The organism is Mesorhizobium kamtschaticum, assembly GCF_056174585.1.
Map to the genome: position 1 here is coordinate 6,636,085 of NZ_CM149691.1, position 25,003 is coordinate 6,661,087.

Below are 25,003 nucleotides of genomic sequence, written 5' to 3' on the forward strand. Positions count from 1 at the left end.
CGATGACGCGTTGGCTGCTGCGGATATTCAGCATGATCGCGCTGGCCGGTTTTTCGGCGGCAGTGTGGTTTGCTGGACCTTTGATCCGCTTCGCCGATAGCCGTCCTCTCGGGCCCGTCTGGCTGCGCGCGGCAATCATCGGCGTGATCGTGGCGGCCGTGGCGCTGTTCTATGGATTGCGTTTCTGGCGGATGCGCAAGGCGCAAAAGGCGCTGGAGACGGTCGTTGCCCGCAACGACGACAGGGATAGCGACTCGCAGGTGCTCGAGGCGCGCATGAATGAGGCGGTCGCCGCGCTCAAACGGTCGAGCGGCAAGCGCAATTTCCTCTATGAGGTCCCCTGGTACATCATCATCGGGCCGCCCGGCGCAGGCAAGACAACGGCACTGGTCAATTCTGGCCTGAATTTTCCGCTGGCCGGTTCGGGTGATGCCCAGCCAGTCGCCGGTGTTGGCGGAACACGCGCCTGCGACTGGTGGTTCACCGACCAGGCCGTGCTGATCGACACCGCCGGACGCTACACGACGCAGGATTCCAATGCTCAGAGCGACAGCAAGAGCTGGCTCGCCTTCCTGTCGCTGCTCAAGAGATACCGCACGCGGCAGCCGATAAACGGCGTCATCCTGGCGATCAGCCTTGCCGATCTCATCGGCCTCGACGACCAGCAGCTTGACGCTCACGTCGTCGAGATACGCAGCCGTCTGCGGGAAATCCACGAAACGCTCAAAATCCAGTTTCCGGTGTATCTGCTGTTCACCAAGGCCGATCTTGTCGTCGGGTTCATGGACTATTTCGGCGGTTTCGACGAACCGCGCCGGCGCAAGGTCTGGGGCGCGACATTCCAGACCACCGATCGCACCAAGAACATGGCCGCCGAGGCTCCGGCCGAATTCGATGCGCTGGCAAGACGCCTGGTCGAGGAGATGCCTGACCGCCTTCAGGAAGAGGCTGACCCGGTCGCGCGCATATCGGCCTTCGGTTTTCCGGCGCAGTTTGGCGCGCTGAAGGGCCGAGTTGCCAGTTTTGTCGCCGGCCTGTTCGATCCGGGCCGCAGCCAGGTGAATGCCAGCCTGCGTGGGCTCTATTTCTCGTCAGGCACGCAAGAGGGGACGCCGATCGATCAGGTGCTGGGTGCGATCGGCCGCAGCTTCGGCAGCAATTCCCGCGCCCATCTTTCCGGAAGCGGCAAAAGCTTCTTTTTGCATGATCTGCTGACCGGCGTCATTTTCGCTGAATCCGGATGGGTCTCGTACGACAAATCGGCGGCAAGGCGGGCGGCGATCGTCCGATTTGCCGGGCTTGGCGCCATCGCGTTGATCGCGGCGGCGGCCCTCGGCACCCTGGCCCTGAGTTTCACTGCCAACAGGTCGCTGATTGCCTCGACCACGCAGGCCATGGGCCAGTATCGCACGACGGCGGACCCGCTGCTCAAAAACACCGAGGTCACCGATGTCGACCTCGAAAACGTCATCGGTCCGCTCGACCAGTTGCGTGACCTGCCGGCCGGGTTCGAAACCGGCGACGTGCCGACACCGATCGAGGAGACGTTCGGCCTCAGCCAGCGGGAGAGACTGCTTTCGGCATCCAAAACGGCTTACCGGCAAGCGCTGGAACGCATGTTCCGATCACGCCTGCTGATCCAGGCCGAACGGACGATCCAGGCCAAGATGGCCGATCCCGCCGCGCTCTACGAGCCGTTGAAAATCTATCTGATGCTCGGCGGCAAGGCGCCGAAGGTCGACGACGCATTGATCGTTTCGTGGATGAAGCAGGATTGGGAGCAGAACCGCTATCCCGGCGAAAACAACCGCGCGGGACGCGAGCAGCTCGAAAAGCATTTGCGCGCCATGCTCGCCCTGGACGACGCCTACGATCCGGTTTTCGAACTCAACCAGCCGCTCGTCGAAGCCGCTCAGCGCTCGCTCGGGCGCATGAGCCTTGCCGACCGCGCCTCCGCCTTGATCAAGTCTGCGGTGTATTCGGCAGCGCTGGAGGATTTTTCCGTTTCCGTCAAAGGCGGACCGGAGGCGCAGCTGCTGTTCGAGCGTGTCGACGGCGGCGATCTGTCAGGCCTTCGTGTTCCGGGCCTCTACAGCTGGGCCGGCTTCAACCATTTCTATCTCGGGCAACTCTCGCGCATTGCGCAGACGCTTGTCGACGACCAGTGGGTGCTCGGCGGCGGCGGCGAACAGGGTGGCATCGATCAGGAGCTGCTCAAGCTCGGCCCCGAACTTCTCGATCGCTATGGCAAGGAGTTCGCAACGGCGTGGAACAGCGTTCTCGACGGGTTGAAGTTCAAAGCGATGTTGAAGGACAAACCGCACTATATCGCGCTTTCCGCCGTCGCCTCGCCCAGCTCGCCGATCGAACAGCTGTTTACGGCGATCGCCGACGAAACCGCCCTGACGCGGGACGTTGCTTCCGGCAAGGAGCCAGGCGCCGGGGTTGAAGCCAGCACGGTTCAAGGCCAGTCGCAGGACGCAGCAAAAATGGCCAAGGGCCTGGCTCGCATCGGCATTCAGATCGCCACCGGAAAATCGCAAAGCCGTGCCGGCGCAGGATCGGCAGCAGCGCAAAACCAGAGCCCCGGGGCCAATATCGAAGCGCAGTTCAGGTCGTTCCAGGCCCTGGTGAGCGGTCCTGCCGGACGCCGACCGATCGATGCCTTGACGCAGAATTTCCGCGACATCTACCAGAGCCTGCAACTGGCGACCGACGTGCCTTCACAGACGGAACGCGTCAACGCCAACCTGCAGCTGCAGATAGCCACCCTTCGCGCCAATTCCTCGCGCCTGCCCAAACCACTCGCCAGAATGGTCAATGCGACGGCGGACGAGTTTGAAGGCAACGTCACGGCGACCTCGGTGGCGAATTTGAACCAGATGCTCGACCAGGCGGTCACGGCCCCTTGCGAGGCGGCGATCAACGGCCGTTATCCTTTCGCCGGCAATGGCGCCGAGGACATGGCGATGGCGGATTTCGGCAAACTGTTCGCTCCGGGCGGGCTGATGGACCGGTTCTTCGCGCAAAACCTCGCATCGCTGATCGACATGAGCGGTCAGGACTGGAGCTGGAAACAGGATGCGCGCTTCGGACGCGACCTGTCGAAGTCGACGCTGAAAAACTTCCAGCTGGCGGCCGAAATCCGCAGCGCCTTCTTTCCCCAGGGCGGTTCGGCGCCTTCGGTCAGCATCACCTTCACGCCGTTCTCACTGCATGGCGATGCCGATGCGGCGGTGCTCGATGTCGACGGTCAGACCGTCCAGAGCAACCAGGCGAGCAACGCGCCGAGCACCTTGACGTGGCCGAGCGGCGCGGCTTCCGGATCCGCCAGCCTGAGCCTGACGCCGGAGATGCCGGGCCGCGACTCCAGCATCAAGTTCGAAGGGCCATGGGCGCTGAAGCGGCTCATGGATAAGGCGACCATCACCGGCACCGACAACAATGTCGAAGCGCGCTTCGTGATCGGCGGGCGCGACGTCACCTATACGATCCAGACCGGCTCCGGCCCCAACCCGTTGCTGCTTCCGGCACTTTCCGGATTCAGCTGTCCGAAGGCGTTTTGAGATGGGCTTCGCGCTTTTCAACGCGTTGACGCCCTGCATGAGCCGCAGGCGCCCAGACCTTAATTTCGATACTTTAATGGCCGAGCCTGTGGCAGACTGGCGTGAGCGGGCGCCGGGGAGTGCGCCGCAGAGGACGCGTGAGACGCGTTTGGTGGCAAGGTGAGCGATGTCGCCCTTCCCTTTGACAGTTTCGGCGTGAGCCACAAGGGCTGTGTCCGCGAGGTCAACGAAGACAACTATCTGCTCGAGCCACGCACCGGGCTTTGGGTGGTGGCCGACGGAATGGGCGGACATGATGCCGGAGAGGTCGCCTCGGCCAGCATTGTCGACCACCTGGCCACGATCGGCATCGCAAGCTCCGCTCCGGACCTGCGGGCGCGTTTCGAGGACAGGCTGAGCAGGGCCAATGCCGAGATCCGCAGCATATCGGAATCGCGCGGCATCACCATCGGCTCCACGGTTGCCGCCCTGTTGGCGATGGACGGACGGTTTGCCTGTCTATGGGCTGGCGACAGCCGGGTTTATCTGATCCGCAACGCCGCGATCTCGCAGATTTCGAAGGACCACACCGAAGTGCAGGAACTGCTGGATCGAGGCATGATCAGCGCGGCCGAGGCGCTGACCTGGCCACGCCGCAATGTCATCACGCACGCGGTCGGCGTCAGCGACGAATTCGTCATCGATTTCCAGCAGGGCGAACTGATGCCGGGGGACATTTTTGTGCTCGCCACAGATGGGCTGACGGCACATGTCACCGACGCCGAGATCGAGGCCGCGGTGGTGTCGGCAACGCCTCAGGTGGCCTGCGAAAACCTGCTGGAAACGGTGCTGGCGCGGGGCGGAACGGACAATGTCACCATTGTGCTGGTGAAGATCGGAAACGGGCGCAATGGACAATCGCTCCACCCTGATCTGTCCAGAGCGGAGGGCTGAGGCTGATGAGCGCCGACGACAAGACGCGAATATCGCCGCAGGTGGCCAACACCGCCGTCGGCACACAGCTCAGCGGCATCTACGAACTTGACGAACGGATCGCGTTCGGCGGCATGGGTGAGGTCTACCGTGGCCACAACATCCAGACCGGAGACCATGTCGCCATCAAGATCGTGCTGCCCGAGTTTGCCCGCGACCAGACGATCCTGTCCTTGTTCCGCAAGGAGGCCTCGATCCTCAACCATCTGTCGCATGACGCGGTCGTGCGATACCACGTCTTCACCATCGATCCCGGGATCGGCCGTCCCTACCTCGCCATGGAATTTGTCGACGGCGAGTCGCTGTTCGACATCATGCGACGGGGGCCGATGCCGACGGAAGAGGTGCGCAAGCTCTGCCATCGCCTCGCATCCGGCCTGGCCGCCGTGCATCAGGCCGGAGCAATCCACCGCGATCTCTCCCCAGATAACATCATCCTGCCGGGGGGGCGTGTCGACCGCGCAAAGATCATCGATTTCGGCATTGCGCGATCGGCGACCGTGGGCGGGGAGACGCTGATCGGCGGAAAGTTCGCGGGAAAATACAACTACGTTTCACCCGAGCAGCTCGGGCTGTACAGCGGCGACGTCAGTGAACAGTCCGACATCTACAGCCTTGGGCTGGTGCTGGCCGCCGCCCTGCGCGGCAAGCCGATCGACATGAGCGGATCGCAGTACGAGATCATCGAAAAGCGCCGGACCGTTCCTGATCTCTCCGACATCGACGACGATTTTCGTGGCATTGTCGAAGCCATGCTGCAGCCGGATCCGCAAGACCGGCCGGTCAGCATGGCTGATATCGCCAGGATGACGCGCGGCGAAGACGAGGCGACAACGCCGCCGCCATCCAGGACACCTCGCGACCGGCCGGCTTTGCCGGCGGCGGGACATACCCTTATTCCTGATCCCCGAGCCCAGCCCCAGCCATCCAATGTCGCCGGACACAGCGCGCCTGTGGCAACGGACCCGGGCGAGCAGCGCTTCGTCCCGCATGTCCGGCCAGCGCATCTGTCCGAACCGAAGCCTTCGCCGATCGCCGGCCCGCCGCGTGTTCGCGCAGCGGATGTCCCCGGAAAACCCGCGAAGACCCGAACCATCGCGATCGCTGCCTTGGCGGCGCTGGCTGTCGCCTCAGGTGCGGGCCTGTATCTGAGCGGCTTCATGACGCCGGCGACGCCGACTGCCGGCAAGACATCGCTTTCGCCCGAACCATCGAAGCCTGTAGCGGAAACGTCAAAGCCGACCTCGACGGACAAAGTCGCGAGCGCCCCGGAGCCGGCAAAGCCGGTTCCGCCCGCGCAGCCGGAGGCCAGCGTCCCGCCGTCTGAAAAACAGCCAGAGGCAGAGGCGGCTCAAAAGCCGCAGCCGGCAAAGCCCGCTGAGGCCCCCTCACCGGCCGAGGAACCCGCGAAGCCGCCGGCAATGGCAGCGCAAACGGAGGCGAGCGCGCCACCGGCCGTAAACCAGGCAGATGCCAAGACCGTGCAAGCGCCGGAGCCGGCGAAGCCCGCTATTCCCCCGCAAACCGAGGCACCTGTGAAGCGGCCCGCCACGGAGACGCAGCAGCCGTCCGCAAAGACATCGCCTGCACCCCAGCCGGATACGATCGCCAGCAACGGTCAAACTTCGGCTCCATCGCCTGAGACAGCTCCAGCCCCGCCAACCGCGAAGATTTCAACACCGCCGCCGGCCCAGCAAGAGGCCGTGGAGACCCCTAAGCCCGAGCCGCAGATCAGCCCGCCGGCAGCGCCCAAGGCGACCGTGCCGGCGCCCACTGCGAGCCAGACGGATGCCGCGAACGCCGAGGGCCAAAACGCGTCGTCACCGCCGGCCAAACAGCCGGACCAGGCTGTCGTCGCGTTGAATGTGCCCAAACCGGCGATCCCCCCGGTCGTCGACGACATCGCGCAACGTGTCTCCTGGGTTCGCGACTTCGGCGGCGGCGACTGTTTCTATGCCACCATGACGTCGTCGACCGACAAGGCCGCTGCGATCGAAGGATTTGGCACGGCGGTCCAGCCATTCGAGCGAATGCTCGGCGATTTCCAGGCAAAATTCCATGTCGAGCCGGACATCAGCGTTCGCCTCATTGAGCCGAGCCAATGCGAAGTCACCAACTTTCTGCGCTTTCTCGGGCAGGCCACGGCCGACAAGCCGCAGCTTGTTCTCGACCGGACATCGGTGCCTGATGGTACGCCGATCAGCGGCACGCTGGTGACGCGCGGCGGGCTCATTTCCAGCGTGCTGCTGATCGATCACAAGGGCATGGTGTTCAATCTCGACGACCGCATCGTCGCACAATCCGACAAGGCTACCTTCAGCATTCCGATTGGCCTCGGCGCCGCCGACAAGGCGGCCGGGAAGGCCGTGCCGCAGATCATCATGGTGATCACGGGCCCGCAGGATATTCAGGCGGCTGCCTTCTCGACGCCGACGCCAGCCTCGGCGCTGCTGCCCAAGATTCTCGAAGAGATCGAGACCGACGGATCGCAATTTTCAGCCACTGCCAAGTATTTCCGGCTCGGCGGATAGCATGGGCGCCCGATGGAACTCCGCCGCGCGTGTTTGCCTCATTCGTCTGCCGACCTGCCCGTAGAGCAGCATGATTCGGCTCGAGCCGTGCTTGCCCTGACGGGCCGCATGAAGCTTGCGGTCGTGGCAGGAGCGGCACTGCTGGCCGTTCTGACGTCCGGCGAAGCGCGCGCCGAATTCACGGTCTGCAACCAGACGCTCGACGTCGTCAATCTCGCGGTCGGCCAGAAGGTCGACAATGCGGACCAGACAGACGGCTGGTGGACCATCGGCGCAAATCAATGCGTGAACGTCATCCGCGAGGAACTGACGAACCGCTACATCTACATCTACGCGACGGATGTGTTCGGCCATGCGATCCTGACCGGGTCGACCGAGATGTGCATCGAGCGGCGGCGTTTTTCGATCCGCGGCATCGACGAGTGCTGGCAGCGCGGCCACATCGCGGCGCAATTTCTCGAAGTCGATACGCTTGAACAGGTGCGGTGGACCTTCTTCCTGACCGGAAGCAATCCGTGACCCACAGTATCGACACCAGCTTCAGAGAGAAAAAGCAGGCGCGCGCCGCACTGCGCCGGCGCACGCTTTGGCGCCGGCTCATTGCTGGGTTCGCCGTAATTGCCCTGCTTTCCATCGCCGCCGGTTTCTACCTCACCGCGGACTATTGGTCGTTCGGCGACGAAGACGAGGAGTTGCACGCGGTCGAAGGTGCGGACGATGTGCCGGCCGATGCGTCGGTCTATGTGCCTGCCATCATCGATCTGGCCGGAGATCCGATGTGGATCACGCTTGCGCCCGATGCCGACACAGCAAGCAAGGGCCATGCGGTAGCGCGCCCGGCCGAGCTCGACAGTTCCGGCGCCTCGCCGCAGATCGAGATCCTCTCCGACGTGATGCTGAGTGCCAGCGAAAAGTTCATGACGACGATCCCGTCGACGCAGGAGGACTTCGCGTTCTTCCAGGCACAGCGGCGGACCGCCCCGACATCTCCGGCTGCCGCACCCACCGAGCAGGCCGCTCCGCCTGCCCCGGCGATGGCGCCGGACGACCAGCAGGGCGACCTGGATAATGACCTGGCCGCATCCGATGCGAGCGAAGCTGCGGCCGGTTCGGCGCCAAAGCCGGATGCCGACGACCCGGAGGCCGGCTGGGGAGAAACCATCGATCAGGGCGAGGCAGCGCTGCCCACCTTCAAGAAGACCCAGATCGAGAACAATACGACCGTCGCAACCGTGACCAGCGAGTACCAGCGCTTCGAGGCGACTGAAGACACGTTCGTGAAGATCCTCAACGACCGCAGCCTGGACAGCGTTGCGCTCGATGCACATTTCTCCGCCGACGATGCCAAGCTGGCCGGCGAAGCCCTGAAGGCGCTCTTCAACCGGGACGGCCTGGAACCGGGTTATGTCGTTGCCATGCGCGGATTCCGGCCGAACCGCGAGACGACGACGATGTCGCTCATGCAGGTCTCGATCTACGCCAAGAATGTCTTTGTCGGCACGCTGACGCGCAACGCCGCGGGCGCCTTCGTGTCGGGTGTCGATCCCTGGGTGCGCGAGGACCTGTTCAACTATTCCGGTGCCGATCAAGGCGGGCCTAAGCGGCAATACCGCCTGCTCGACGCGATCTATTCGACGGCTGCGCGCAACAAGGTTCCAACCGGCGTCATCGGCGAGGCGATCATGTACCTGTCGCGAGGACAGGACCTCGACGCTTTCGCCAGCGAGGACCAGCGCCTGGTGCTGATCTACTCGCAGACGCCGCGCGGCAAGGAAGAGACGTCCGGGCGGGTGCTTTATGTCGGCGTCCAGGGGGGTGAGAAGACCATCGACTGTTTCGTCTTCCAGCAGAGCGACGGCCAGTTTGCCTGCGTCACGGGTGATGACCAGGTCCGCTCGCTGACTGTCGCCAACGGCATGGTCACGCCGGTGAACGGGGTCATGACGTCGACCTTCGGTCCGCGCAAGCATCCGATCCTCGGCGTCGTTCGTATCCACAAGGGTGTCGACTGGGCAGCCCCTGTCGGCACGCCGATCATGGCCGCCTTCGACGGCGAGATCAGCTTCCAGGGTGATGGCGGCAGCTATGGCAATCTGGTGAAGATTTCGCATGCGAACGGGCGTGAGACGCGCTACGCGCATATGCAAAAATTCGCCATTGCCAGCGGCGTCGGCACCAAGGTGAGGGCCGGCGACGTCATCGGCTATATCGGCACCACCGGGCTTTCGACCGGCCCGCATTTGCATTTCGAGCTCTACCAGAACGGCGAGGCGATCGATCCGCTGGGGACGGCCCCCAGGGTCGCCACCTATGATGCCGGCAATTCTGGCAATTCTGGCAATTCCGGCAATTCCGGCGATGTCGCTGTCGAAACGCTCACCGAGCGTATCGTTCATGTCGAAAGCGGCGGCAGCGCCCGCGCCAAGAACCCGAATTCCTCGGCGACCGGCGCCGGCCAGTTCATAACCAAGACCTGGATCCGGATGATGAACACCTACCGGCCGGAACTTGCACGCACGCTGTCGACCGCCGACCTGCTCGCCCTGCGCTACGATGCCACCATCTCGCGTGAGATGGTGCGCAATCTGGCGCGCGAAGGCGAGGCCTATCTGCGGGCGCGCGGTCACCAGATCACAGCCGGCCGGCTCTATCTCTGTCATTTCCTGGGCATGGAAGGCGCGCATCAGGTGCTGTCGGCGCCAGGCTCGGCGCAACTGAGTGCCGTGCTGGGGGCTGCCGTCATCCAGGCCAACCCGTTCCTCACCGGCAAGACAGCCAGCTATGTGGTGGACTGGGCCGAAAGGAAGATGGGCCAGAAGCTCAGCCGTGTGGCCACCGACGCCACCCCGCCGCCGCCGACCACGGAGATCCGCCAGACATCGCCGGAGTTCGAAAAATACAAACAGGCTGTCACCGCCCTCATCAGCTCGATTCAGAATACGCTTTGAACCCGCCTCCCACAGCATCAGTCGCTCTGGCTATTGGTGTCACTATTTTTCAGGCCTTTGTGAACCAAAGCCGCGGTCAGGATCACACACGTCCAGGAGCCACTTTTGGCACAGGCGACCCAGTCGCCGACGAAATTCAGCACCCTGGTGGGTAGAGGGCTGGTCCATGAAAACGATCACAGTCTTTCTGAGCGGGATTATCCTGGCTTTCCTTGCCGCTTTCGGCGCCGGGGCCGCCACGCCTGACGCCAAGCGCGTCGCGCTGGTGATCGGCAACAGCAACTATGTCCATGCGGTTACCTTGCCCAACCCCGCCAACGATGCCCGCCTCATCGCATCGACGCTGCGCAATGCCGGCTTCGAGGTGATCGAAGGGGTCGATCAGGACAATGCCGGCATGCACAGCCTCATCAGCCGGTTCACCGAGCAAGCCTACGACGCCGACCTCGCGGTCATTTTCTATGCCGGTCACGGCATGCAGGTCGACGGCAAGAACTACCTGATACCGGTCGACGCCGATCTGACGTCGCCGGCCTATCTCAAGACCCGCACCATTCAGATCGATGACTTCATGGCCGCGCTGCCGCCCGACCCGGCGATTGGCGTCATCATCCTCGATGCCTGCCGCGACAATCCGCTGGCGAGAACGCTGGCGGCCTCGCTGCCGAAAAGCCGCTCCACCTCGCTGGGCACTGGCCTGGCGCCCGTCGAAGCGAGATCGGACGGCGTCGGTACCGGCGGCCTGCTGATTGCCTATGCAACGGATCCTGGCGCCATCGCTTTCGACGGCGACGGAACCGACAGTCCTTACTCCACGGCGCTCGCCAGGCATCTGACCGAACCCGGCGTCGAAATCCAGAGCGCGCTGACGCGCGTGCGCGGCGAAGTGACCGAAACCACGCAAGGCCGCCAGCGGCCGTGGCATAACGCATCACTGGGACGCGAGGTCTTTCTTGGAAAACCCGTCGCAGCAGCAGCGCCGGCCGCAAATCCCGTAGCCGACGCATCCGCGACATCCGCCCCTGCCCCTGTCGCCAGTGACTCTCCTTCCTGGGAAGTCGAGCAACGTCTTTGGGATGAGGCTTCGAAGCACAATTCCGGTCCGTTCTACCAGGCCTATCTCGACCAGTTTCCGAACGGTCGCTTCGCCACCGTGGCGCGGCTGAACATCGACGAATTGAACGGCCCGAACGCTCAAAACCGGCAGGTCGCGGCACTCGATACGAACCAGGCTAACGCCGGTTCCGGCTCTGCCGTTCGCACCTCGGCCAGCGTTCCGGACGAGATGAAGCAGACGCCGGGCACCGAATTGACGGAAAGTGCGATCGGCCTCGACCGCCAGGGCCGCATTGACCTGCAGTTGCGGCTCGAAGCGTTAGGCAACGAGATTGGGCGCATCGACGGAACCCTGGGCTCCCAGACCCGCGAGGCGATCGGCATCTGGCAAGCCGATAACGGACTGCCGCAAACCACCTATCTGACGCGCGAGCAACTGGCGTTCCTCGTGATCCAGTCAGATCCGCAGATGGAAGCCGTGCGTGCCAGATACGCCGCCGATCAAGCCCCTGTGGCGCAGCCGAAAAAGCAGGTGGTGCAGAAGGCCCGCACGATGAGGCCCTCGGCGCAGAAACCCCGCAAGCAGCAGCAGGTCGTTTCGAAGTGGCGCAACCGCGAGACCATGGTGCGGCTGGATGATCCTCCGCCGCGCCGGCGCAACAACGACTTCCTGACAAGGGCACTGATCTTCGGTGCCGGTGTGGCCGTGGGTAGCGTGCTCAAGCAGTGACGCTTAGAGCAACTCACCGTTTCACGGAAACAGTGAATTGCTCTAACTCTTTGTTTTGACGCAATTCCTAAGGGAAAGCGCTACGCGCTTTCCTGGAATTGCTCTAGCACGCTACTGCGTCTTTATTCGCATTTCCACGCGGCGGTTAAGCGGATCGTACGGGTTGGGGCTGCGCGGATTCTTTTCGCCCATGCCGATCGCGTTGATGCGGGCGGGATCGACCCCACTGGCCGTCAGGAAGGCTGCCACCGATTTCGCTCGCCGTTGCGACAGGCCTTCGTTGTAATGCACCGTGCCGGTGGCGTCGGTGTAGCCTTCGACGACGAAGCTGAACGTGCTCAGCCGGCTGTCCTTCAGCGCCTTGGCGAACTCGTCGAGTTCAGCGCGCGCGGTGGTGTCGAGTGTGGCCGAATTCAGGCTGAAATTGATCAGCATATCGAGGCTGGATTTTTCTCCCGGCGCGTCTTTTGCCTTGGTCTTGCTCTTGCACTCTTCCTCGGTGCCGACGCAAATTCCTCGCGACTTGCCGAGATCGGCCGCGCCGGTAAAAAACTTCACGATGTCTTCTGATTTCTGAACGGGATCGGCGGAAGCGTGGGTCGAGAAAAACACGACCGCCAACACAAAGGCTGACCTGCCCCACTGCATAGCGGTTACTCCTGTTTGAGCATCCGATTTCGACGATCGTGACGATACCAAATTTCATGGCAATTGTCTGTCGATAAACGCTCGTGGGCATGATTGTGCCGAGGGGTGTTGCAGCGGTGCCGGTTGAGACTTGACCCGCGCCGCGCCTGAGGCTTGAGTGGCCAAGGCTTCTCGATGAAAGCGTGGCGGTCATGGCCAATGGGCTCCGATTCAAGACGGCGCGAGATCTTTTCACGGCTTGTCCCGCCATTGCCCGGGACATGCGAACCCTTCCAACCGAACAAAACTCGATCGCGTTTTGCCGCGAACTGCTGGCCGGGCGCGTTCCCGAAGAAGCGATAACCTTCTGTGCCTACCTGCTTGCCGAGCGGGCCGCTGTCTGGTGGGCGCATGAATGCCTGAGCCATCTGACCGAGCTGTTCGATGGAACCGATCGGGAATTGCTTGCGCATGTTGGTGACTGGGTGGGTGAGCCGGACAATCCCCGCCATCAGGCAGCCGTCAGCGCAGCGGCAGTGACAGCACCGACAACGCCGGTCGGTTGGATTGCGCTCGCTGCGGGATGGCGGGACAATGGTTCGGCCATGGCCGCGACGATGGCACCGGCCTTGCAACCATTTCCTGCGCAACCATTTCCTGCTGCCCACGCAGTCAATGCCGGGATATTGGCCGGACTGGCCCGTGTCGCGCTCGCGGACCGGTTTGCCGTTCTTTCGGCATTTGTCGAAATGGGCATCCAGATGGCCGAGATCGAGGCGCAGCACCAATCGGCGGATGCCTATTAGAGCAATTTCAGGAAAAGTGTGAAGCGGTTTTCCCGGGAAAAGCGCGTAGCGCTTTCCCTTGGGAATTGCGTGAAAACAAAGAGTTAGAGCCGCCTACTTGCAGCCGCCTTGCGCCCATTTGGCCAGCGCCACCTTGAAGCGTGTTCCCAGCGGATGTTGCAGACGCAAGACAGAGACATCGTTGGCGGCGAAATTTTTCGCCTGATCGCACAGCCGGGCCTCGTTCCATTCATGGCAGCCGTCGCAGTGCTTGCCTTCCCAGACCGACTTGTCCAACCCCTCCACCGGGCTGAACAGGGGCTTACCCTTGATCAGTTCGGCGATGCTCTTGCCGTCGATTGCAGCATCGCCGAAGTCGATCGGATGGTTGAAAAGGATCGGGGCGTCCGATGCCAGCTTGGGGATTTTCTGGCGCAGCACATCGAGCGCGAGCTGATCGCCACTTTGGCCTGACGCACCGGCCGCGCCGGTGTTGCGCGCTTCGGAGCCACCCTCGGTCTGAGGTGTGCTCGCCTCACCCACGATCAATGGCGCATTGAGATCGACCTTGTGCAGGACGACCTCCGTGGTCAGCGAAACGTTGAGCCAGGGGCGCTGCTTGCCGGCGGTTGCCTTGAAGACGTCACCGGTCACCCGGTTCATCGCCTCTGTGATGGAGACGTTGGTTTCGCCGATGTGCTGAAGCAGTGCAGCGGTGAACGGCGAGTGCTCGCCCGACCCGTCATAGGCGAGTTGATTGGGACTGGCGGCGAAAGCGACGAGCGTGCCGGCGCCACCATTCTCGATCGGGATCTCGGCCAGGCCGCTCATCGCACCATGGACGCCCGCAGTCTTGGCCAGCACTTCGGCAAGAGGATTGTCGCGGCAAGCGTCGAGAAGCACCAGCCTGATGCTGGTCTCGCGCGACATCTGGCGCAAAACGAAATCAACCGACACAGCCTCGAAGTCGAGGGAAGTTTCGTCCTCCAGGGCGGCGTCGACCGGAAGCAGGTAGTTCTTGCCCGAAACCTGCAAGCCGTGGCCGGCGTAGAAGAACAGCGCGATATCGGCGCCGCGCACCTGTTTTGCAAACTGGGCGATCGTTGCCTGCGTCTGCGATTTGGTCTGGTCGAATCCGGAAACCACCTCGAAGTCGAGATTCTTCAGGCGATCGGCCATGGCCTGGGCGTCGCGCACCGGATTGGCGAGAGGTGCTGCGTGCTGATACTGGGCGTTGCCGAGGACCAGGGCGACGCGGCGCTCGGCGCTGGCGGCCGTCACAGTCAACAGCAGGGCGAGCACCGCCAGTCCGGCGGCGCGAAAGAGGCCGCCGCAGCGGGCGATCAGACCGGACCTCACCGCACCCTCAGAGCTTGGTCGCGGAAAACTCGATCCGCCGATTGAGCGCCTTGTTCTTGGGCGTATCGTTGGCGGCAACCGGCCGCTCCTCGCCATACCCGGTCGCCGTTATCTGCGTGCGCGGAATGCCCGCGGCAACAATGGCATCGGCGACCGCCTGGGCTCGCCGTTCAGACAGTTGCTTGTTCGCCTCCGGCGAGCCGTCGGAATCGGTGTAACCGGAGACCTCGACCTTGAGGCTCGGGCATTTGCCGACGACACCTTCGACCTCGGTCAGCAAGGGACGGCTTTTCGCATCGAGCCGCGCACTGGCGGGCCGGAAGTAGATGGCGCCGGTGCGCGAGAGCACGGCGAACCTGTTCAGGCATTCCTCGTCGCTGAAGTTCGCCTTGGCGGCATCGGTGGCAACTGGGCCAACCTCGGCCGAACTCGCCGCGGCGGTCGGGGCGGCGGCCGGCTTGCTGCCGTCGGCGGTGAAGACGAAATCGAACGACACCGAGGCGGTGGGCACGATGTTGGTGACATTGGCCGCCTGCTGCAGCTTGTCGACGTTCGGCAACAGGCCGAAATCCTCGACATGGACAGCGACCGGTGCCTCCGAAGCAACCGACACCATGGTGTCGCTGATCATGGTGACGACGACGCTGGCCTCGAGATCCTTGTCGACGCCGTGCAGATTGAGGCGGAACGGCAAGGTTGCCTTCACCCTGCGCTTTGTCGCCAGATCGGCGAACGCGGCGGGATCCACCTTCGCCGTCAGCTCGGCGGTCGGGTATTTGAATGTCTCGAAGAACAGGAAGCGCATGCGAACATTGCGCAGGTCGACGCCGGTATCGACCGAATTGAGGTCGAACGTGACCTTGGCATCACCCGCCGCGCTCAGCGTGCCGGTGATGTTCCTGATCTTGTTGGTCTCGACGATCGTGTTCTTCTTGACCGACTGGTAGGTGATCACCGAAGCGGCGGGATCGAGCGTCCAGTTCGGCGCGGCGCTCGCGGCTTGCGATCCGAGCAACAACAGGCCGGATAGCGCGACGATCAGGCCAAGAGCTCTTGCTGCAGGGCCTTTCGACGCTGTGTTCCACCAGAATGCGACGACTTCGTACATGGAACGCCCCTGCCCAGGACAACCGTTTCGATACGACACCACAAGCTCCCCAGATTGCGGTATCAAGGTCTGTTGAAGAACTCACAATCCGCCGAGACAGAACAGGAACAAGAGTGAAAATCCGTCCCAGCAGCAGGCACCTTCCTCATCCGAATGTGCAAACTACCTCAGAGCCGAACCATCCGCAATGAGTGTCGAACCGCCCCGGCGTGGCTGTCTGGCTCCGAGCTTCAACTTTTCTTGAAACAGAAGGGGCCAGCAGGGCATCTCGTGTAGCAGCCACCTGCTACCAACGATGTGAATTTCGGCGCTACCTATTGTGAATGGCGGATCTGGCGATGGCAGTGTAGGATTCGTTGCAAATAAGAATGGCCGTGTCCACGGCACTGCCAAACCAACGAATCTGGGAGGATTCATGGTCGAGATCATCTCCAAGCGGGACGGCCCGCGGCGTGAGGATGCTCAGGTCAAACGACTGATCGAGCAGAACCGCTCCACCATCACTCGACTTGCCGACCAGATCAGCGGTGGGGGCTACTCCGCCTCCAGGCAGCCGCGCCAGCAACCCAAGGCAGAAGGGCTGATCATCCATGTCGGCGGCAGCGCTGCAACCGCTACCGAAGCAAGCCCGTCCATCCGCGTCACCATGAACGGCCGCGTGATCTCGAAGGATCAGAACACGGGCCGCCAGCTTCATCATATCGGCGATGTCCGCAACCGCGATGGCGACCAGGTCTTCGTGCTGGCAACGAAGCAGAATGGCTTCTTGTCGCCGGTCGACGAAACCATCGCCGAGGCGCTCGCCGGGCTGGACGGGTCCCGACTGACCGCGACCTATACCGAGGAGCAGCTTGCGGCCGACATCGGCGCGAAACTCGGCATCGACTGACCGGCAAGCTGTTGGGCGCGGCTCTGCACGCCCAATCCGCGACGGCATACAGAAATGGCATACCTCAAAAGGTACTGTGATGACTGAATGAGACACGCGAGCGGCCCCAATCCGATGAAAACCGATGCTCTTGCGACGCATGCGTCGATGGCCACCGGACGACTGGTTCTGGACAGGATCGACTATGATGAGCGCGCCACCATGCGCGCCTGGGAGAGTTTTCTTTCCGACGAGCCTACAAGCGCCCACGCTCCGGTTCACGTTCGCTCGCTGATCCAGGATTCCTGGTATCGCAGCGCCACCGGCGGCATCAACGCGCAAGGCATCGAAGCGCCGCTGAGCAGTGATCGCGACGAGATCGAATATCTGACCCGCGCCAATGCCGAGCTGCTTTCGGCGGCGCGCCGGTCGTTCGCCTCGCTTGGCCAGTTGCTGGACGGGACAGGCGCGATGCTGGTGCTCGCCGACAGCGACGGCGTCCTGATCGACGCCATCGGCGACAAGAAGACGCTGCATGACGGCATGGACATCCACCTCGCCATCGGCGGCAAATGGAACGAGGGCGCCGTCGGAACCAACGGCATCGGCACAGCACTTTGGACCGGTGAGCCGACTTTCGTCCATGCGGCCGAGCATTTCTGCGCCGGCATCAAATCCTGGACCTGCGCCGGCGCGCCGATCCGCGATCCGCTGGACGGCAAGATCATCGGCGTCGTCGACCTGTCGGGCTATTCGCCGATCTTCCGGCCGCACAACACCGCGCTTGTCGCGGCCACCGCCAGGCAGATCGAAAAGGCGCTGGCCGAGCAGCAGCAGGAGCAGCGAACGCGCCTGCTCGAAGCCTTCATTTCCTCAGCACCCAGCTATCGCCGGAAGGACGGACTGGTGATCGTCGATCATCGCGGCCGCGCCATCTTCTGCAACAACGTGCCCAATGGCGACACGACGGAGATGATGGACGGCCCGATGGAACCAGGGCGTGGCCGCTGGCTGATGAACCTGCCGGCGTCCGGCTCGGACACCGATCTAGCCAACGCGCTGCCGCCGCATTTGCGATCCTGCCACGTCACGCCGCTGAAGCTCGACGGCGACCTTCGCGGCGCGGCTCTGGTGTTCCCTTCGGTGCCGGCCGTCTCCAGCATGACGGTGATGCGGCGCGAGGAGAACAAACACCTGCGGGCAGCCGCGGCGATGATTGTCGGCGAAAGCGAAAAATTGCTGGCCGCCGTCGATATCGCCTCCCGGGTGGCCGGATCGAACGGCGTCACCTCGCTGCTGATCGAAGGCGAAACCGGTGTCGGAAAAGAGCTGTTCGCACGGCTTGTCCATGCCGGCAGCCGGCGCAGCGAAAATGACCCGTTCATCGCCATGAACTGCGGTGCGATCACCAAGGAGTTGTTCGGCAGCGAATTGTTCGGTCACGTCTCCGGCGCCTTTACGGGCGCTTCGCGCGACGGCAAGCCGGGCATCTTCGAACTCGCCAATGGCGGCGTGCTCAGCCTTGACGAGATCGGCGAGTTACCACTGGAAATCCAGCCTTTCCTGTTGCGTGTCCTGGAGGAGCGCGTGGTCCACCGCATCGGTGACTCACGGGGGCGGCCGGTGGACGTGCGGCTGGTCGCCTCGACCAATCGCGACCTCAAGCAGGAGGTCGCGGCCGGGCGCTTCCGCAGCGATCTCTACTACCGGATCGGCGCGGTCTCGATCCATGTCCCGGCGCTGCGCGATCGCGGCGACGACGTGCTGCTGCTGATCGAGCATTTCAACCGGCAGATCGCGAAGCTGGCCGGCAATGATCCGCTGGAGTTTTCAAACGAAGCACTCGATGCGCTGCTGGCCTATTGCTGGCCGGGCAATGTGCGCGAACTGAAAAACCTGGTCGAGCGCCTGCACATATTGGCGCGCGGCGGCACGATCGAACTGCAGGATCTTCCCGGGGAAATCAGTGCCGGCGATCGCGGCACCGTGGCCGGGCACAGCGACCATCCGGCAACCATGCTCGAAGCACCCGTATGTACCTTCGAGGACGCGGAGCGCAAAGCGATCAAGAACGCGCTTGCCGCGGAGAGCGGCAATCTCAGCAAGGTTGCGCTACGGCTCGGCATTTCACGGCCGACGCTGTACCGCAAGCTCGGCCAATACGGCATCCGGCGCGGTTTCCTCTGAAACGCAGCACAAAAGAAACCCATGGCATTTGCGCCATGAGTTGGGGAATTGTGCCTGTCAGGCCGGTGGCCTGCCTCCGGATGCCTCAGGGAACGATGACACCGCGGCCGGTGAACCGGCGGTTCTTGAAATCGTCGAGCGCGGTGTTGATGGTGGCTAGGTTGTATTCGGTGTAGTGCATCTTCACCTTGCCGTCGGCGTTGAGCTCCATCAGCTCGACAAGTTCGGTGAAATTGCCGACCAGGCTGCCGCCGATGTTGATCTCCTCGATGACGAGATGCGCGGTCGGCACGTTGATGTTGCCGCCATAGCCGACGACGAACAATTGCCCGCCCTTGCGCACCATCTTCCAGCAGATGTTCTCGACGCCGAGTTCACCGACGAAGTCGATGACCACATGGGCGCCGCCGCCGGTGATCTGGCTGACCTCCTCGACGACGTTTGGCCCACCATCGAGGATGAAATCGGCGCCCGAATTCTTGGCCAGCACCCGCGCCGCCGGTTCGCGGTCGACGGCGATGATACGGCAGCCCGAAATCGCGTGCAGCGATTGCAGCGCGATGTGGCCGAGCCCGCCAATGCCGAGCAGCACGCAGTAACTCCCCGGCCGCAGCAGCTTTGCGGCACGCTTGGCGGCGCGGTAGGCGGTGATGCCGGCGTCGGCCAGCGGCGCCACTTCGATCGGCGTGATGTTGGCGTTGAGCTTGATCAGCGAGCGCTCGCTGGTGATGAAATATTCGGCGAAGCCGCCATTCATGCCAAGGCCGGGGAACTGGCCGTTGTCGCAATACATGTCCTCGCCATGGCGGCAGTTGAGGCAGATGCCGCATGAGCGGAAGGGGTGGCAGATCACCGCGTCGCCGCGCTTGACCGATCGGACGCCGCTGCCGACCTCCTCGACCCAACCGGCATTTTCGTGGCCCATAATGTAAGGCAACAGCGTGCCCTCGGGGTCCATGGTCGGCTTCCACACGCCCTCGATGATGTGCAGGTCGGTGCGGCAAAGACCGGCGGCTCCGACCCGCACAATCACCTCGTCGGGCGCGGTGATGGTCGGCGCCTTGACCTCCTCGATCCTGAGCTGGATGTTCATCTTCGGATCGTATTCGTAGAGTCTGGCAGCTTTCATTGTCGTATCCCTTCAACGTAGAGATTGTCTGGGTCGAGATTGTCTGGATTGCTTCAGGCGCGACCGAGCTTTTCGGAGCCGCCGCCACGTGCCGGCCCGGCCGTCGGATCCTCATCCTCGGCAAGATCGCCAATAAGTGTTTCGGTGGTCAGGATCAGAGTCGCCACGGAGGCTGCGTTGGCGAGCGCGGTGTAGGTGACGCGGACCGGATCGATGATGCCTGCCTCGAACATGTTCTGATACGCGCCGGTCGATGCGTTGTAGCCGTAGCCGCCATTGATGCGGGTGACCTCGATCACCACGGCTTCGGGATCGGCGCCGGCATTGGCGGCGATACGCCACAGCGGCCGCGACAGGACCGAGCGCACCAGGCGCACGCCCTCGGCGACATCGCCATCGACGCCGGCCGCCACCTTGTCGAGCAGCGGCGCGATCTGGGCGAGTGCCGAGCCGCCGCCGGCGACCACGCCCTCTTCGGAGGCGGCGCGCACCGCATTCAAGGAATCCTCGATCAGCTGAATGGTCCGCTTCTGCTCGACCGGCGTGACGCCGCCGGCATAGAGGATCGCGGTGCCGCCGGAGAGCTTGGCCAGCCGCTCGCGCAGCTTGTCCTGGTCGATATTCGGTGGCGAGGCTTCATACTGCCGCTGCACCTGGGCGCGACGCGAGGCGATGGCCGCATGATCGCCACCGCCACGAATGATGGAGGTGTAGGACGAGCTGGTCTTCACCCGGTCGGCCGTTCCGAGATCCTCGGCGGTGACATCTTCCAGCCGGCCGCCGAGATCGCGCGCAATCACCTTGCCGCCGGTGATGATGGCCAGATCCTCCATCATCGCCTTGCGCCAGTGGCCATATTCCGGCGGGTGGACGACGAGGTATCGTCCCGGCCCCTGCTTGCCGAGCAGCGTCACCACCACTTCCGGCGACATTTCCTCGGATACGATCAGCAGCGGCCGACCGGCCTCATCGGCGATGCGGCGGACCGCATCGAGTTGCTCGGGCTCCTTGATCTTGAGGTCGGTCATCAGGATGTAAGGCCGATCGAGCACGGCCTCCATCTTCTCCTGGTCGGTCACCATGTGATGCGAGAGATAGCCGCGTTCGAAGGACATGCCCTCGACGACATCGAGCGTGGTCTCGGTGGTGACGCTGAAGTCCGTGGTGATGACGCCTTCGGCGCCCACCCGCTGATGGGCTTCCGCCACCAGTGCGCCAAGCTTGCTGTTGGTCGCCGCGATGTTGGCGACCGACGCCAGGATGCCGTTGCCCTTTGCCGGCTTGGCGGAAGCCTTGAGTGCTGCCACAACCGCCGCCACGGCAAGGTCGATGCCCTTGCACAGATCGACGGATTTCACACCGCGCTCATTCGCCTCGACGCCGCCCTGGATGAGCGCGTTGGCGAGCACGATGGCCGTCGTGGTGCCATCGCCGGCGATCTCGTTGGTCTGCATCGACACTTCGCGGACCACCTGCGCGCCCATGTTTTCGAAACGGTCATGCAGCTCGATCTCGGAGGCGATGCTGACGCCGTCGCGGGTCACCATCGGCGTGCCGATCGGCCGGTCGATCATGGCGTTCATGCCTTTGGGGCCGAGCGTCGGCTCGACGGCGGCGGCGAGCCGGAAGACACCGCGGGCGAGCGCACGGCGGGCCTCGGAATTGTGAAGCATTATCTTGGGCATGATTCCTCCTTCCGCCTTACGGGCGGGTTGTTGGTTAGGGGCCTCGTGCAAGGGAGGCCGTTGCTGCAGGCTCTGCTTCAGGCGGTCGGCGCGGTTCGTGCCGGCACGCGATCCATGATGAAATCGACCAGCGTCGGTTCGCCGTCGACCACATCCAGTTCCTTGTATCGGGTCTGCTTGAGCCCCCGGCACAGCGCGCCGTTGAACTCCATGTTGATGCGCACACCGCGCAGCTCGGCGAGATGGGCACTGAGCGCGCCAGGCGGGATGCGATGCCCGTCCCAGGTCACGAAGACGGGATCGTCAGCCCGGCGGTCGGGAAACCGCTCGAGCAGCGCCGCCCGGTATCGCGGCTTCTGTTTGGCCGCCTCGCCCGGCTCGAACCGCGCGACGTCATAGGCCGGCAGGTCCATGCCGAGGATTTCGCGATCGGTCAGACCCTGCGCCTTGAGGCCGCGCAGGACCGCCTCCTGACGCCGCTTGAAGGCCTTCATCGCGAAGGTTTCGCGCAAGCCGCCGAGATCCTGATCCTCGGCAAGCACGGCGAAGATGTCGCCGAACGCCTTGCCTTCCGCCATGCCGCGATTGACCTCGTCCGCGAACATGTGGTCGTGCAGCTTGACGCGATAGGCCGGCGCCCAGGAGAGCTGGTCGAGCGCCTTGCGAACGCCGTCCAGCATCAGGAACGCGAAGTTGGGCGAGCACCAGTAGGTCGGCAGGCGGAAGTCTATCTCCACGCTGCCGTCGCCCGTCACATCAGCCCGCTCGACAAAGCCCATCTCGGTGATGGGTTCGTCGAGCTCCGGGTCGTTGACCTCACCAAGGCGCCGCCAGAGTTCTTTCTGGCAGTCGCCCGAAACGCTGGCGGTTGCCATGGCCCCTACTCCGCCGCGATGCTGAAGGGCGAGCTGGCCAGCGCCTTCTTCTTGGCTTCGATATCGATGTTGTAGAGACGCGCGGCGTTGAGACCGAGGATCTTCTCCTTGATCTCGTCGGTCAGCTGCACGCCGCGTTCGGCAGCGATATCCTCGGGTATCTGGTAGGCCCAGAATTTCTCGACCAGCCAGCGCGGCGTCCAGATCGCGTAGTCGGAGCCGAACAGGATCTTCTCCGGTCCGAGCCAGAACAAAAGCTCAGCGATCACCTCGCCGAAATAGCGCGGACGCGCGTGGATGAAAGGCAGCGCCACCGCCAGGCCGCCATAGACATTGGTTTCCTGCGTCGCGATCCAGCAGAAATCGTCGAGGCGCGGCAGGCCGCAATGCTCGATGATCCAGTTGAGGCCCTGGAAATCCGTCGCCGCGTCATCGACGTCATGGACGTCGAACGCATCCTTCGAGAGCGGCAGGATGGTCGGGCCCTTGTGGACGTGGATGTTCCTGATGCCGAGCTTGTCGCAGAGTTCGAAGCACTTGTAGGCATCGGGATCGGTGAGCTTCCAGCCCTTGGAGGCGCCGTTCCACTCGGCCGTGTACATCTTCACGCCCTTGACGTCGTAGGTCTCCTTGAGGAAGTGGATGTATTCCAGCGCCTTCTCGCCATCGCGCGGATCGAAGGCGCCGTTGACGATGAAACGCTCGGGATAGCGCTTGGCCACCTCGGCGTTGCGCTCGATGGTGTTGAAGCCGGTTTTGTAGAAATCCTTGAGATAGGTCGACTGGACGATCGCCACATCATCGGGACCGTCGATGAACAGGTCGCGATAGAGATCGTCGGCGCTGTATTTCTCGAACTTGCTCTTCTCCCACAGCTGGTCCTTCGGGCTCAAGCCCGTGTGGTAGGCGTAGAAGCATTCGATGAACTGCTTGCCGTGGATGTTCTTCTGGTTTTCCGGGCTGCCGTCCCAGAAATGGGTGTGGCCGTCGACCACGAAAATGTCCTTGCCTTCCGGTGTTCTGTACATGGTTGCCTCCGCAGCAATCGCGTTGATCGGTTTGGCGCGCCGCACCCGGCGGCGCGCCGGATTTTCGTGGTGGCTATTCGATGTATTCGAACATCTCATCCATGTTGCCGAACAGGATCACGGTGTTGTCGTCGACGCGCACCATGCGGCCGTAATGGGTGGAGGTGTTGACCTCGAAGGTCTCGGCCGAAATCTCGCGGCCGAGATACTCGCCGATCGCATCCATCTTGAAGATCAGCTTGCCGTCGCCGTCGATGCGGATCAGCGCCGGCTGGTAGGTGATGGTCACCCCCGGCTTCTGGCCCATGAATTCGGCGATGGCGCGGGCCTCGACCGAGTCGTTCATGGTGACGCCGCACTGGTGCGAAATCGTCTGCTCGAAGGTGATGTCCTTCATCGCCTTGAAGATGTTGGAATGGGTTGCGTCGCGTGCAGATAGTGACATGACGATTTCTCCTGTTTCAGCGCTTGAGACCGAGTTCGCTGAGGATCTGGCCAATCCGCTCTTCGGATTTGGCGCGGACATCGGCGAAGGCGACCGGCTTGGAATGCGGCATCGACCAGATCGGCTGCAGGCCGGTGGCTGCCTTGTCGGCGAGCGCGCCGTGCTTCTTGACCCAGCCCTGGAAGAGCTTCTTGTTGGCGACGCCATGCTTCTCGTCATTGGCGAGGAGATGCATGAGGTCGATCGTGTTGGCGAGGTTGCGCTCGTAGTCGGCCTCGGCCGCCGAGATCACCGCCGGGGTGATGAAGTCATGGTTGGCGGCGGCGATCTGCATCAGGAAACCGGAGCGGAACACCTCGCCGACCAGCGGTTCGAAGACGATGTTGATGGCGAAATACTGCTCGAGATAATCGGTCGCGCCCATGATGGTCTCGACCGCTTCGCGTGTGCCTTGCCAGTTCTTGTCCTCGAGCCAGGCCTTCTTGCCGAGTTCGTCGTCCCAGCCGGGCAGGTCCATGCCGATCTCGGCAAGGTAGAGGGTGATGTCCTGGGCGAGTCTCAGCTTGTAGGACGAGTTGGTCAGCGTCGCGTTGTTGATCATCTGTGTGTAGCCGTAGCGCTGCGCCTGCATCAGCGAGGTGCCGAGCCCGAATTCGGCATGTTTCCAGGCGCCGAGATGCGTCTGCAGGATCTTGACCCAGGCCTTGTCGAAGGTCTTCGGGGTGCCCGACTTGCGCGCATTGTTGATGACGCTCTGCACCATCGTCTCGATCTTCGACTGGCGCTGGTAGTGCGTGCGCTCCCACTCCTGGTCGGGGGCGCGGAAGGCGTGCCAGTTGGAGCTCTGGGCGGCGGTGTTTTGCTTGACATAGGCGCCTTTGCCGTCGGCGAAGGAGATGATCCAGTCCTGGATCAGGTAGCGTTCCGGGTCGGGCTGGACGTCGACCGTCATGTCCTCATAGTGGGTGGCGCGCTGGCCTTTCGGGTCGAAATACCGGTATTTCCGGCTGTCGGAGTCGGCGAAGATTGCCGCGCCGGCGGCTCCGGATCCGACTGAACTCGAGGTTGCAGGCATAGTCTCTCTCCCTTGTTGCAGTTGTGGTT

The 25,003-nt window shown here is 63.1% G+C and carries 18 protein-coding genes; 9 read left to right on the forward strand and 9 right to left on the reverse strand.

What is annotated here, in order from left to right; all coding sequences use genetic code 11:
• Nucleotides 1-2 precede the first annotated feature (2 nt).
• The 6 genes from tssM to AC0V7N_RS32900 all read left to right on the forward strand — a co-directional run bounded on the left by tssM (nt 3) and on the right by AC0V7N_RS32900 (nt 11,803).
• Nucleotides 3-3,566: a type VI secretion system membrane subunit TssM gene (gene tssM / locus AC0V7N_RS32875; RefSeq protein WP_496627545.1), complete on the forward strand. Its 3,564-nt coding sequence runs from the start codon at nt 3-5 to the stop codon at nt 3,564-3,566.
• A gap of 159 nt (nt 3,567-3,725) precedes the next feature.
• On the forward strand, nt 3,726-4,499 hold the full coding sequence (locus AC0V7N_RS32880; RefSeq protein WP_475452382.1) for a PP2C family protein-serine/threonine phosphatase: 774 nt from the start codon (nt 3,726-3,728) through the stop codon (nt 4,497-4,499).
• A gap of 5 nt (nt 4,500-4,504) precedes the next feature.
• Complete coding sequence (locus AC0V7N_RS32885) at nt 4,505-7,069, forward strand: protein kinase domain-containing protein (protein ID WP_496627546.1); 2,565 nt, start codon at nt 4,505-4,507, stop codon at nt 7,067-7,069.
• Between the two features lie 108 nt (nt 7,070-7,177).
• The gene (locus AC0V7N_RS32890; RefSeq protein ID WP_475460608.1) at nt 7,178-7,588 is read left to right on the forward strand and encodes a DUF1036 domain-containing protein; all 411 of its coding nucleotides are present in this window, start codon (nt 7,178-7,180) and stop codon (nt 7,586-7,588) included.
• Nucleotides 7,585-10,017 (forward strand): M23 family metallopeptidase, encoded by a 2,433-nt coding sequence (locus AC0V7N_RS32895; RefSeq protein ID WP_475452383.1) that lies wholly within the window; start codon nt 7,585-7,587, stop codon nt 10,015-10,017. The genes AC0V7N_RS32890 and AC0V7N_RS32895 overlap by 4 nt, the downstream gene beginning before the upstream one ends.
• A gap of 166 nt (nt 10,018-10,183) precedes the next feature.
• Nucleotides 10,184-11,803 (forward strand): caspase family protein, encoded by a 1,620-nt coding sequence (locus AC0V7N_RS32900; protein WP_475452384.1) that lies wholly within the window; start codon nt 10,184-10,186, stop codon nt 11,801-11,803.
• A gap of 111 nt (nt 11,804-11,914) precedes the next feature.
• Here AC0V7N_RS32900 and AC0V7N_RS32905 read toward each other — a convergent pair whose 3' ends face one another.
• Nucleotides 11,915-12,451, reverse strand: a complete 537-nt coding sequence (locus AC0V7N_RS32905) for an OmpA family protein (RefSeq protein WP_475460610.1) — start codon at nt 12,449-12,451, stop codon at nt 11,915-11,917.
• Nucleotides 12,452-12,642: 191 nt separating this feature from the next.
• On the opposite strand from AC0V7N_RS32905, the gene AC0V7N_RS32910 reads away from it, so the two are divergent.
• A complete protein-coding gene (locus AC0V7N_RS32910) occupies nt 12,643-13,236 on the forward strand; it encodes a DUF6931 family protein (protein WP_475460612.1) in 594 nt (197 codons plus the stop codon).
• 93 nt (nt 13,237-13,329) lie between these two features.
• Here the strand turns inward: AC0V7N_RS32910 and AC0V7N_RS32915 are convergent, their stop codons facing one another.
• Entirely contained in the window at nt 13,330-14,574 is a 1,245-nt protein-coding gene (locus AC0V7N_RS32915) for a caspase family protein (protein ID WP_475452385.1), read from the reverse strand.
• Between the two features lie 7 nt (nt 14,575-14,581).
• Entirely contained in the window at nt 14,582-15,682 is a 1,101-nt protein-coding gene (locus tag AC0V7N_RS32920) for an OmpA family protein (protein WP_475452386.1), read from the reverse strand.
• Between the two features lie 415 nt (nt 15,683-16,097).
• Between AC0V7N_RS32920 and AC0V7N_RS32925 the strand changes: the two genes are divergently transcribed.
• Complete coding sequence (locus tag AC0V7N_RS32925) at nt 16,098-16,571, forward strand: hypothetical protein (protein WP_475452387.1); 474 nt, start codon at nt 16,098-16,100, stop codon at nt 16,569-16,571.
• Nucleotides 16,572-16,718: 147 nt separating this feature from the next.
• Nucleotides 16,719-18,737 (forward strand): sigma 54-interacting transcriptional regulator, encoded by a 2,019-nt coding sequence (locus tag AC0V7N_RS32930; RefSeq protein WP_496627547.1) that lies wholly within the window; start codon nt 16,719-16,721, stop codon nt 18,735-18,737.
• A gap of 85 nt (nt 18,738-18,822) precedes the next feature.
• On the opposite strand, the gene AC0V7N_RS32935 is transcribed toward AC0V7N_RS32930, so the two are convergent.
• The 6 genes from AC0V7N_RS32935 to AC0V7N_RS32960 all read right to left on the reverse strand — a co-directional run bounded on the left by AC0V7N_RS32935 (nt 18,823) and on the right by AC0V7N_RS32960 (nt 24,974).
• On the reverse strand, nt 18,823-19,866 hold the full coding sequence (locus tag AC0V7N_RS32935) for an alcohol dehydrogenase catalytic domain-containing protein (RefSeq protein ID WP_496627548.1): 1,044 nt from the start codon (nt 19,864-19,866) through the stop codon (nt 18,823-18,825).
• A 53-nt stretch (nt 19,867-19,919) separates the two neighbouring features.
• Complete coding sequence (locus tag AC0V7N_RS32940) at nt 19,920-21,551, reverse strand: molecular chaperone GroEL (protein ID WP_475452390.1); 1,632 nt, start codon at nt 21,549-21,551, stop codon at nt 19,920-19,922.
• 77 nt (nt 21,552-21,628) lie between these two features.
• Complete coding sequence (locus AC0V7N_RS32945) at nt 21,629-22,426, reverse strand: iron-sulfur cluster assembly protein (protein ID WP_475452391.1); 798 nt, start codon at nt 22,424-22,426, stop codon at nt 21,629-21,631.
• Between the two features lie 5 nt (nt 22,427-22,431).
• Entirely contained in the window at nt 22,432-23,454 is a 1,023-nt protein-coding gene (locus AC0V7N_RS32950; protein WP_475452392.1) for an amidohydrolase family protein, read from the reverse strand.
• A gap of 73 nt (nt 23,455-23,527) precedes the next feature.
• Nucleotides 23,528-23,899, reverse strand: a complete 372-nt coding sequence (locus AC0V7N_RS32955) for an MmoB/DmpM family protein (RefSeq protein ID WP_027045792.1) — start codon at nt 23,897-23,899, stop codon at nt 23,528-23,530.
• Nucleotides 23,900-23,915: 16 nt separating this feature from the next.
• Entirely contained in the window at nt 23,916-24,974 is a 1,059-nt protein-coding gene (locus tag AC0V7N_RS32960; RefSeq protein WP_475452393.1) for an aromatic/alkene monooxygenase hydroxylase subunit beta, read from the reverse strand.
• Nucleotides 24,975-25,003 lie beyond the last annotated feature (29 nt).